Genomic DNA, 11,079 nt, shown 5'->3' with positions numbered 1-11,079 from the left:
ATGGGTCTCCTTGATCAAACGAAACTAAGACAGGCAATGCCTGCTGCGATGAGGGCGGTGCCAGACCAGCGCGTTACCGATGCGACATCGCCTAGTAGGAGGGCGCCGACGCCCAAGTTTCCAAGTAGCCCGATTCCTGCCCAGGCTGCAGAGGCCGCGCTGATCGGAATCCGCTTGAGCGCGAACCACAAAAGTGCGCCGCTGGCCGCCATGCACGTCACTGCCACACAGAGGCCGACCCAGCGCATCGGACCGCCCGCCGTGATGGCCCGCAGGCCCAGTGGATAGCCCGCTCCTAGAACCCCTGCGGCAATGACAATCGACCAGGATTTCCAGATCAGCGGATGGGTGCTGAATCGCATAAGCCTAGCGAGACATACGCATGAAGCGTGGGTGCATACGAATTCTGAGAATGCGCAGCACGCGGCGGCTCGCAAGAGACTCATGAGCGATCTCCATGCGCGGTGGCGACACTCAGGTTCCACGGCCCAATTCGCTTGATTCCAAACAGGACTTCGTAAAGCAGCGGAATCAAGCCCAACGTCACCAGCGTTCCGAGTGCCAGCCCACCGATCATCGCGATCGCCATCCCTTTCCATAATGGTCCGGAGAAGAGCATGAGTGGCACCAGTCCCGAAATGCAGGTGACCTTGGTCATCACGATTGGACGAAGCCGTTGTATCGCGGCCCCAACCAAGGCTTCATGGCGTGGCAGGCCTTCCGCTAGCCCCTGGTCGATGCGTTCCAGCAAGAGCACGGCGTTGTTGACAATGATCCCGAACAGGGCCAGTACGCCGAAGGTCGCCATGAAGCTGAAAGGTGTGCCGGTCAGCTTCAGAGCCAATACCACGCCGATAAGCGTGAAAGGGATCGTCGCGAGGATCACACCGAGCTTGCGGAAAGAATTGAACTGCCATACGAACAGCATCAGCATCGCCAGAAATGCGAGGGGCATGTAGGTCGACAGCGCGGCGTTCGATTCGGCGGCTTCCTCGATCTCGCCGCCAAGTTCAACCGAGTAGCCCGCGGGCAGGTCCAGGGCAGCGACGCTAGGCGCCAGGCGGTTGATGATCTCCTGGGCGGTGTAAGAGGTGTTCTGTCCTTGCACGGTGATCGTGCGGATGAGATTGCGCCGTTGGATGACCGAGGGCTCGCTCGCGAGCGATACGTCTGCGACCTGAGCCAGCGTCACCGCTGGACCGCCGTTGGTGGGATAGATGAGCGTCGCGCCTACGTCTGCCGTGCTGCGACGCTCGCTTACGATACTGCGCAGGACGATCGGGACGGAGGTGTCACCGTCGCGAATAACCGAGATCGATCTGCCGCTGTAGCGGACATCCAGCCCGCCAGCGATGTCTTCAGTCGTCACGCCCGCCCGACGCGCGCGGTCCTGGTCGACCCGTACGTCGATGCGGCCAACGCGCGTATCCCAATCGTTCTTGACGTTGATGGTGCCGGGCAGCTTGCGCAGCGCTGCTTCGATTTTGGACGCGGCCCCCAACAATACCTCCTCATCCGGACCGCTGACGCGATAAATGGCAGTCCCTGACTCGGTCGCACCGAGCGAGAAACGCTTGGGCTCGGCGCGCACGTCGCCATGTGCTTGCGCAAAGTAGCTGCGGGTGCGGGCGAGGACGGCGTCGATGTCGCTCTTCGGCTTCAATGTGACAACGAAGTACGCGATGTTCGATGCCGGCAGTGGTGGATTCAGGCTAAGGATGAAGCGCGGGCCACCATCGGCGACGTAGCCGATGTGATCGGAGACTTCTGGATTGATGTTCGTGTCGCCCAGCCAACCACTGATCTGCTTCACGCGGGCGAGCGTTTCGCGCGAGTCGGTACCGGGGGCGAGCTGCACCGGAATCTGGAACTGAAGCCGGTCGGACTTGGGCATGAAATCGTACGGCAGGGTGGTGAAGCCATACAGCGCAATGGCAAGCGCCGCGATCATCGACGCTACATAGACCGCCTTATGGTGGAGCACCCACTCCAGTACGCGCCGGTAGCCACGGTAGAAGCGGGTGTCATAGGCGTCGCCCTGCTCCTGCTTGTGATGGGGTTTGGCGAAGTGGTAGCACAATAGGGGCGTGACAGTCAGGCACAGCAGCCACGAAGCGAACAACGTCAGTGCCAGCACGACCACGAGATTGTGCAGATACTCGCTCGTGGCGTTCTGGCCAAAAAAGAACGGCGAGAACACGATCACGATCACGAGCGAGGACGTGAGCAGCGGAATGGCGAGCGTGCGGCCCGCCTCGAGGCAGGCATGCTTACGATCTTCGCCACCGGCCAGGCGGCGTTCGATGTCTTCGGCAATCACAATGCCGTTGTCCACCAACAAGCCGAGCGCAATGATGATGGCGCCCATCGAGACGTTCTGAAGCTCGATGTTCATCGCGCGCATGACGATGAGTGCACTGAGGATCGTCAACGGCACGATCATGCCCACGATGATCCCGGTGCGCCAACCGAGAAATAGCACGACGACACCGAGGACGACGATGATCGTCTCCATCATGACGTGGTTCATTTTGCCCATCTCGTGCTTGACGACATCGGCCTGGAAAGTGACGTATGACAGATCGAAACCCGCCGGCAGCAGCTTCTCCTGGTCTGCAACCCGTGCTTTGAGCGCTTTTCCGAACTGCTCCACGTTCTGACCGGAGGCCATCGAAACCGCCATGACGACAGCGGGCTGGCCTTTGTAGATGGCAGCAGATTCCGGCGGATCGGCTGGCCGCACACTCACCTGCGCCAGTTCACCCAATGCGATCGTCGGCACGGGCGCCGTACTACTTTGCGGTCGTGGCAGCGCGATCGGCATTGCTCGCAGGGAGGGAGCGTCACGCACTTCGCCACTGACCGCCAAGGTTGCATTGATGCCGCCGACAACAATTTGTCCACCCGAAGCGACGACGTTCTGTTTGACGAGTTGGTCGATCACCCCCTGTGGTGTCAGCTCCAATCGCGCGAGCCTAGGCCGATCGAATTCGAGATAGACGCGCTCTTCCTGCAGGCCGTAGAAAGTGATGCGCTCAATACCAGGCACGGTGTACAGGCGGTCGCGCATCTGCTTGAGCGCGACGCGCATCTCGCTCATGGAGTAACCTGGTGCAGTGACCGCAATCGAGGCAACCGCGACGCGGCCGAAGTCTTCGTCGACGAAAGGCCCCATCGTGCTCTGTGGTAAGGCATCCTTCGAATCGGCGACCTTGGCCCGGACGCGCTGCCAGATCGGTGCCAAGTCGGTGTAGCGGTCCCAGATCGTGACCTGGATCATGGCGCTGCCTGCGCGCACGGTGCTCGTCACGCGCTTGACCTCTGCCAGTTCGCGCAAGCGCTCCTCGATCGGCCGGGCAATGAGTTGCTCAACGCGTTCGGCGGGCAGCCCCGGGTTCAACGCCGTGACCATCGCATCGCGGACCGTGACAGTCGGCTCCTCCTGAGAAGGAAAATTCAGGAAGGTCGCGATGCCGGCGACGAAAATGATGAGCGCTACAAAGTAGGTAAGTCGACTGGCGCGCAGCGCCATCTCGGTGATCTTCATGATGAAGTAACCTGGTGGATCGCGTTAGCGCTTGGTCAATTGAGTGGTGGCTTCCAGTGGTGTCACTGGCTGTCCATCGGTGAGCCATCCTCCTCCGGCGGCAACCACCGTCTCGCCGGGCTTGAGTCCAGCGAGGACGCGCGCGCTGTCTCCTTCCTGTACCGGCGTGAAGCGCACCGCGCGACGGTGCACCTTCTTATCTTCAGGGGTGTAGACGAAGACGGAAGCCTCGCCCGGCTTCGTGCCGAGCACCAGCGAGGCATAAGGTATGGATACAGTCTCGGGCCGAGAGGTCTTGGAGGTTGCCGCAGGTGCGTCGAGCACGACCTGTACGGGAATACCTGGCCGAAGTGCGCGCGCTTGCGCGTTATCTTCAGGCACTAGCACCACGGGTAGGAGCGAGCCATTTTCGGCGCGCAGACCGACACGACGTACCACCGCTCGGATTGGTTGTTCGGCTCCGCTCCAGCTCAGTTCTGCGCGTTGGCCGACATCTATGTGAGGTGCCTGTGTAGTAGACGCGTTCGCGATGATCTCAGTGCCACTGCGCACGCCGTCGACCTGAAATACCGGCGCACCAGCAGCAATGTCGGTGAACGCCAAAGCCAGCTTTTCCGCCACGACACCATCGAAAGGAGCGACGATCATCGTGCCACGTTGTGCTCGTTCGGCCAGGCCAAGCGCCGCCTTGGCAGTGCGCGCTTGACCCTCTGCGACCGCTAGCTGCGCCTTCGCGCTCTCGAACGCAGCAGGGGAGATGACTTCGCTTTCGAGCAACCGGCGCTGTTGATCTGTCTGTACACGTCGATCCATCAGGCCGGCTTCGGCGGCCGCCAGGGATGCTTGCGCTTGTGTCACGCGAAGCCGGTCAGGTTGCGCATCAAGTTCTGCCAGGACTTGGCCGCGGGAGAACCGTTCACCCACGTCGACGTTCAACTTGGCGATCCGTCCTCCTGTTTCAAATCCTAGGATGCTGCGCTCGGTTGCTCGCGCCGAGCCAGTCAATTCGATGCGAGAGCTATGCGGGAGATCCGACTGCGCGGCGGCGAGCTTCACTGCGCGCGGAGGCTCGGATACGGTGGATTGCGAGTTTCCGCACCCTGAGAGCAGAGTCGAAATGGATAGTGTGCAAGCAACCGCCAAGGAGCGCGGTGCGCACGCGGTCATGACACCGCTACGGACGCGACTCATGTGCGTCCTTTTGCCGGGACAAGTTCGAGATGGCCCGAGGCGAGATCCTGGAGCGCCCGAAAGAAATGCCGCCGCTCTGCGGGTGCGAGTATTGGCAAACCCAGAAGATCGGCGAACAGGGCGCCATCCAATGCCAGCATGATGAGTGCCGCGGTCTCGGTGCCACGCGGGGATCGACGCACGCGTTCGTACTGCACGCGGTAACACTCGCGCAGTGGGTCGAGAAGTGTTGGATCTTCCGCAGCTGCCGCGAGCAGCGCTGCGCCCATCTTCTGCATCTCGTCGTCGGGCATCGCTTCCACCTGGCTCGACAGCCAGGGGTCCGGATCTCCGGCAAACCTGCGCTCGTGATTGGCTTGTACCGCGTCGAACGCCCGGATCATCTCGTCGATCAGTGTCACGAACAAATCGCGTTTGGTCTTGAAGTGATAGAGAAACGCCCCTTTGCTCAACCCGGCCCGCACAACGACGGCGTCCAGTGTCAAGCGACTGGCACCTTCCTCCAGCACCAGTTCGCGGGCGGCCTGCAGGATGCGGTCGCGAGTTCGCTGGGCTCCTTGCTGGAGACCGGGCTGCGCATCGGCGCTGCTATGGGCAGTGGACGGGGGGGGCAACTTTGTTTTCGCGCGGGGCGGCATGGTCGTGCTCCAAAAAAGCTTGAGTCATATACAGTCCAGACGGTATAGTAGAAGCCATACAACAGTCCGTCAAGACTTTTTCGGAGCGCAAGGAGCTGCCATGTCTCAAATTCTTGAACGCTATCGCCTCATTGCCATGATTTCTCCGCTACTGCTTCTTGCGGCCTGCAGCCATGCCCCGCACTCTGCCGATCCACCTCGCCTGGATGTACCGGCCCATTTCTCAAATGAAGAGGGAGGTGAAGGCATCTTGGACAAATCGTCCCGCCGTACTCTTCCCGTCGATTGGTGGACGGCCTACGGCGATCCGCACCTCAATGCCTTGGTCCGGGCGGCGCTGGAGCGCAATACCGAACTGACGATTGCGCGAGCGCGCGTGGACGAGGCATCGGCCGCCACGCGGCGAGCACGGGCCTCCCTGCTCCCCTCGTTGTCCGCGGGCACGCAGGCAACTCGAGGACGCGACTATTCAGAGAACGTTGCAATCGGCAATGATGGCCGCGCCACGTTGTCCGCATCGTGGGAGGCAGACCTGTCGGGACGGCTTTCGCAGGCAGCAGAAGGTGCGCGCCTGGATGCGGTGGCAGCCGAACAAGCGTGGGTTGCCACGCGGTGGCAGGTCGCGTTTGAAACAGTGTCGGCGGCTGTGCAGCAGCGCCAAGCCAGTGAGCTCGAAGCGCTAGCCGCGGCGCGGCTGGCATCCGCAGAACGACTCGTCTTGCTGATGCAACGGAAGTTCGAGGCCGGACAAGCTACCGGCTTCGACATCGAGCGTACCCGCGCCGGCGTCGTCGCACTGCGCGTGGAGCAAGAGCAACTGCGGCGTGCGCGCGGCGAGGCGACGCATGCACTCGATGTACTAGTGGGACAAACGCCCGGAGCGCCTGCAGCTTCCCCAACTCTTGCGTCGCTCGCCGTCCCGGACTGGACACCGACACGCATACCTGCGGACCTGCTGAGTGAGCGGCCCGACGTGCGCGCCGCCGAAGCGAAGTTCGCCGCCGAAACCGCGCGCTGGAACGCAGCCGAAGGCGAACGCTTCCCCAGGCTGGTGTTGGACCTGAGCGGCGGACGGCAGCGCGTAGAGAGTGTGGGAACCCGCATCACTGGAAACATTTTTTCACTTAGGGCCGGGGTGTCGTTGCCGATCTTCGATGGTGGCGCGATCCGTGCCGGCATCGAGACCGGAGAGGCGCGCAGCCGAGCTGCCCGTGCGGAGTTCGAGCGCACTTTGTTGAGTGCTTTGCAGGACGTAGAGAACGCATATCTCGGTTGGCATACGCAGCACGCAGCACTGGAGCATCAGGCCGAGGGTGTCGCAGTCGCGGAGCGTCAGCTCGATCGCAGCCGACGTCTGTTCGAGGCGGGACAAGTGGACGCCACGGTGGTGGCCGAGGCTGAGGCCGGGGTGCTGTCAGCGCAGGCTTCGCTGATCCGCACGCGGGCCGAGACAGCCATGCAATGGGGCGTCCTGGCAAAAGCATTATCCGGCTCTCCTGTTTGATCGCAGAAACATGCTGGAGCAGCTTGCGAAGGCTAGCTAAATAGCGTGACGCAAGGCGAAGGTGGTGAGGCCTGAGTGATGAGGAATGCGAACATGGAAATTCGACACCTGCGCTACTTTCTGGCGGTGGCAGAGGAGCTGCACTTTGCCCGAGCCGCAGAGCGCCTCCACATAGAGACATCGCCGCTGTCGCGCGCCATCAAGGAACTTGAGGAAGAGTTGGGCGTAGCGCTATTTGCGAGAACCACTCGGAGCACCCGCTTGACTCGTGCGGGCAGGCTCTTCTTTGAGAGCGTGCCGCGTGTCTTCGCAGCTTTGCAGCAGGCGCGCGACAGTGTGAACGCCGCAGCCAATGGCTTTCATTGCCAGCTCCGTATTGCATTGTCTGATGGAATCACGCCATCGCGCCTGCCTGCGTTGTTGGCGCTCTGCCGGCAGGAAGAGCCGGAAGTGGAAGTTCGCTTCTTCGAGGTGCCTTTGGCACAGCAAATCAAGGGATTGTGTGGCGAACTGTACGATCTCGGCTTCGCTCAATCGGATGAAGTCGGCGAAGGCATCATCGCCGTGCCGGTGTGGAGTGACCCTCTGATGGTAGCTGTGCCCGCACGGCACCCCTTGCTATCCCACAAACAGATTCCCCTAGAAGAGCTGTTGCGGTATCCGCTGGTGCTCTGCGACGCGGTGGCGTGTGAGGGCCATGCTCGGCAAGTTGAACGGGTGCTACGTCGCGTGGACATAGAGCCACTGATTGCCGAACGCGTGACTTCCAGCGATCTAATGATGGTCCTGGTTTCGGCGGGACTTGCACTAGGCCTCACAGGAGGCGCGCATATCACAGCCAGCAGGGAACAGGGGGTGGTCGCACGGCCGCTGACTGGACGTTCGCCAATGCTCACGACCTATCTACTACGGCCGGCCAGCGAGCCGTCAGAAATGCTGACTCGCTTCATGGAACGCGTTCATTCGATCAAATCTCCAGATGCCAAAGGTCGGCGGTAAACCATCACACAATCTCCCAAAGAAAATTAACCATGAAGAAGATTGCTCTCATATTGCTTTCCTCGACATTGGCAGCCTGCAGCCCATCTGGGAAACCAGATAAAGCCAACCTTCCGACAGTCGATGAATTAGCGCTCAATCCTGAGCGTCTGAAAGAGTTGCGCAAGCAATGCAAGTTGGATCGACCAATGCTGGGCGACCAACTATGTAACCGGGTTGCCGAGGCTACGCGAAAGCGCTTTTACGAAGATGGCGATGTGCCCCACACCACGCCTAAAGAGCCGCCGAAGTTCTAAGCTGGTGGTCATGCCGGAGTATGTATGCCGGATATGAAAAATTTGAAGGAGAATCGCAATGGGTTGGATCTATCTTGTTTTGGCTGGATTGTTTGAAATCGGATGGCCGGTCGGGCTGAAAATGGCGCAAGAGCCAACATCGCGTTGGAGTGGGGTCGCAGTAGCCGTCTCTTTCATGACAATTAGCGGCGCCTTCCTATGGCTTGCTCAGCGTCAGATACCGATTGGGACTGCTTATGCGGTGTGGACGGGTATCGGAGCGGCGGGAACTTTCTTAGTCGGAATTCATTTCTATGGCGACCCAACCTCCCTGATGCGATACCTTGGCGTGGCGTTGATCATCCTGGGCGTTATCACGCTCAAGTTATCGAGTTGATCGCTAGCTCCATTGGTAGCGTAGTCGCTAGGCGACCCAGCTCCCAGAGTGGATCGGGCGCTGGGAACTCGTACGGTCACCTCCTCTCTCTAGTCGCTATGTGACGAGCTTGCCGGCGCCTCGGGAGAGTTCGAGCCAGTGCGCGTAAGGCGGTGGGAGCACCCATTCCGGGTGGCTCCACCTTCAGTGCCTGCGCCAAGGTGACCTGAGTACGAACTTTGTAGCCAGTCAGGCAGTGAGTTCGGAGGGGATGCTATCGGATTGGATCCAGTTGCGCCGGATCGTCGCCGGCGGTTTGTAAGCATGCGCGCTATGCGGCCGCTGCTCGTTGTAGAACTGTCGCCAACGTTCGATCAGCACCTTCGCTTCGGTCCGACTGCGGAACCATTCGCGGTTGAGCAGTTCGTCGCCCATCGTTGCCTGCGAAGTCAGGACCAGCAGAATCCTGAGGGGAGTTCTCATCATGGTTTTCTCCGTTCAGACGCTTGGGATCAAGCGGCCGGAGACCACTACGCCTGCTTGGCTTTGCGCGCTGCCTCGACCAAGCTGTCGAGCCAGTCCTGATGGCCGTTGATCATCGGGTTGGGTTTGGCGTTGTGCAGCTCCTCGGCCGGTTTGCCCTTCTGAGTTTCCTGCGTGAGGATGCGCACGCGCCTGCCGTCCAGGTTCTCAACCAGCCAGGCGTGATGCACATCCAGGCGCGTATCTGTGCCTTCCTCGCCGGACCAGCCGTGCCAGGCCACGCGGCCGGGTTGCCCATCCGCAGGTGGCACGTATTCGTTGCACTGCCCCTCTACCGGGAAGCCGAAGGTCTCGAAGTAAAACCGATCGCCGTCGGCCAGTACCGGGCCTTTGCCGTCATGAAAGCACACGTTAGCCGAGTTGGCGTAGTAGCTTGGCCACAGCGATGGTGTGACGAGTAGAGGCCATACGTCGGCCGCGCTCAAGCCGGCGGCGATGATCTCATTGGAGGCGAAATTCTCAGTAAAGCCCGGCGTGTAGCCTTCGGGCCAGAGGATGGCGTTCTGTTGCTTGCTCATATCGAAGCTCCTTCACAAAATGTCGATGACGCAACAGGGGTGGCTGCGTCATTCAAGTGGTCATGGAGCAAATCATGAGCCTCCATCTGCAATAAGTGAAATCCTAAGTTTCTATTTTTGATATCATAAAATATGATATCAAGGCCTAGGTTCTGCCATCCACCGACTAGGCTATCTCGCAGCGGCGCTACGAAAGGGCGCGTCTCCAATTGAGCCGACTGATTGCTTATTTGTAGTGCGAGGTAGAGTTGTGCTGAGCATGACGATAGGAGCGATCTTGCCTACTTGTTGTTAGCACAGGAAGTGAACAGCAGTGCTCGTATCCAGCGATGTGCTGGATCGTGATGGGTGCGTTCGTGCCAAGCAGCCGTCTTGGTGAACCCCGGTATCTTCACCGGCGGCAGGGAGATAGCCAGCTTGTCCATACCGGCGACCAAGCGGCTCGGCAAGATCGCAACCATGTCACTGGCACGCAGGATGTCTGGCAAGATCAGAAAGCTCTTGACCGACAGTGTGACGCTGCGTCGTTTGCCCAACTGTTCTAGCGCATCGTCGGTGACGCCGCGGAAACCTCCACCATCGTAGGAAACAAGCGCATGGTCGAGAGCACAGAACTGTTTAACGGTCAGCTTGCGCCCCATAGCCGCAGGATGGTCTTCCCGCAGGACACACACATAGTGTTCCTTGAACAGCTCTCGGGCATGCAGATTTGGCGGAGTGATCTCTGGCGTCAGGAGGGCTAAATCGATCTGACCGCGCTCAAGCTGGTTCTGTAGCTGCCCGCTCTCGACTGGCACTAATGAGACTCGTACACGCGGTGCGTGCCGTTTAAGTGCCGATAGAAATGGGACAGCAACGGCACGCAGCGCATAGTCCGTCGCGGCGATGGAGAAGGTCAGTTGTGCGGTGGCCGGATTGAAGGAAGGTGGCTGGAGCAGCGCGTCGATTTCGGCGAGCACCTGCTTGACAGGCATCCCTAGATCCAGCGCCCGCTGCGTTGGAACGATACCCCGCTGCGAGCGCGCGAAAAGCGGGTCACCGAAGCTCTCGCGCAACCGCGTCAGCATGCCACTCAAGGCCGGCTGGGTTAGTCCCAGACGGGCCGCCGCCCGTGTCACATTGCGTTCGTCTAACAATGCGTCCAGCGCCTTGAGCAAGTTGAGATCCATACTCTTGATATTTTTCATTTTTATTCCAATCTTAAATATCATCGTTTTTCATGATATCTAAATATTGCCTATGAGTGGAAGCAAGGCCCATTGACGGCTTTTTTTGGGTAACTTGCTTGGAACTCTGTATGCGCCGCAGTGCGCTTTCGCTTGCGGCGCTTTTCTTTGACTCGCCACCGCGCTCATTCTTTCTTTTCCCTCGACCATTGTGCTGCGAACGGTCTTTGACCGGCACTAGCCCAGAACCGATCCTGACGCCTGCGACACCCCCTGTGCAACGCTTTCAATGAGACACCAGCGCAGGAGAAATCGGAGGACA

At 60.1% G+C, this 11,079-nt stretch carries 10 protein-coding genes and 1 pseudogene; 4 read left to right on the top strand and 7 right to left on the bottom strand.

Annotated elements, in window-relative coordinates; all coding sequences use genetic code 11:
• Positions 1–14: 14 nt before the first annotated feature.
• From ABTW55_RS06270 to ABTW55_RS06255, 4 genes are all read right to left on the bottom strand, one after another.
• Positions 15–362 (bottom strand): multidrug efflux SMR transporter, encoded by a 348-nt coding sequence (locus tag ABTW55_RS06270; RefSeq protein ID WP_038421338.1) that lies wholly within the window; start codon positions 360–362, stop codon positions 15–17.
• An 80-nt stretch (positions 363–442) separates the two neighbouring features.
• Positions 443–3,547 (bottom strand): efflux RND transporter permease subunit, encoded by a 3,105-nt coding sequence (locus ABTW55_RS06265; RefSeq protein WP_003092293.1) that lies wholly within the window; start codon positions 3,545–3,547, stop codon positions 443–445.
• Positions 3,548–3,571: 24 nt separating this feature from the next.
• Positions 3,572–4,714, bottom strand: a complete 1,143-nt coding sequence (locus ABTW55_RS06260) for an efflux RND transporter periplasmic adaptor subunit (protein WP_223294861.1) — start codon at positions 4,712–4,714, stop codon at positions 3,572–3,574.
• 20 nt (positions 4,715–4,734) lie between these two features.
• Positions 4,735–5,376, bottom strand: coding sequence for a TetR/AcrR family transcriptional regulator (locus tag ABTW55_RS06255; RefSeq protein WP_024944154.1), 642 nt, complete (start codon positions 5,374–5,376; stop codon positions 4,735–4,737).
• Positions 5,377–5,476: 100 nt separating this feature from the next.
• On the opposite strand from ABTW55_RS06255, the gene ABTW55_RS06250 reads away from it, so the two are divergent.
• The 4 genes from ABTW55_RS06250 to ABTW55_RS06235 all read left to right on the top strand — a co-directional run bounded on the left by ABTW55_RS06250 (position 5,477) and on the right by ABTW55_RS06235 (position 8,551).
• Positions 5,477–6,880 (top strand): efflux transporter outer membrane subunit, encoded by a 1,404-nt coding sequence (locus ABTW55_RS06250; protein ID WP_200761787.1) that lies wholly within the window; start codon positions 5,477–5,479, stop codon positions 6,878–6,880.
• Positions 6,881–6,973: 93 nt separating this feature from the next.
• Positions 6,974–7,879: a LysR family transcriptional regulator gene (locus tag ABTW55_RS06245; protein ID WP_000405670.1), complete on the top strand. Its 906-nt coding sequence runs from the start codon at positions 6,974–6,976 to the stop codon at positions 7,877–7,879.
• Positions 7,880–7,911: 32 nt separating this feature from the next.
• Positions 7,912–8,175: an EexN family lipoprotein gene (locus ABTW55_RS06240; RefSeq protein WP_000717310.1), complete on the top strand. Its 264-nt coding sequence runs from the start codon at positions 7,912–7,914 to the stop codon at positions 8,173–8,175.
• Between the two features lie 58 nt (positions 8,176–8,233).
• Positions 8,234–8,551: a multidrug efflux SMR transporter gene (locus ABTW55_RS06235; protein ID WP_000539741.1), complete on the top strand. Its 318-nt coding sequence runs from the start codon at positions 8,234–8,236 to the stop codon at positions 8,549–8,551.
• Positions 8,552–8,779: 228 nt separating this feature from the next.
• Here ABTW55_RS06235 and ABTW55_RS06230 read toward each other — a convergent pair.
• The 3 genes and pseudogenes from ABTW55_RS06230 to ABTW55_RS06220 all read right to left on the bottom strand — a co-directional run.
• Positions 8,780–8,959, bottom strand: a pseudogene (locus ABTW55_RS06230) (integrase core domain-containing protein); the annotation flags it as partial.
• A gap of 101 nt (positions 8,960–9,060) precedes the next feature.
• Positions 9,061–9,591: a hypothetical protein gene (locus ABTW55_RS06225; protein WP_000043569.1), complete on the bottom strand. Its 531-nt coding sequence runs from the start codon at positions 9,589–9,591 to the stop codon at positions 9,061–9,063.
• A gap of 281 nt (positions 9,592–9,872) precedes the next feature.
• Positions 9,873–10,778 carry a LysR family transcriptional regulator gene (locus ABTW55_RS06220; RefSeq protein ID WP_023093368.1) on the bottom strand — a complete coding sequence of 302 codons (906 nt, stop codon included), beginning with the start codon at positions 10,776–10,778 and terminating at the stop codon, positions 9,873–9,875.
• Between the last annotated feature and the right edge of the window lie 301 nt (positions 10,779–11,079).

Source organism: Serratia sp. SM04, assembly GCF_040280225.1.
GTDB lineage: Bacteria > Pseudomonadota > Gammaproteobacteria > Enterobacterales > Enterobacteriaceae > Serratia > Serratia sarumanii.
Note: the sequence above shows the minus strand (reverse complement) of the source record. Positions and strands in the feature narration are given on the sequence as shown.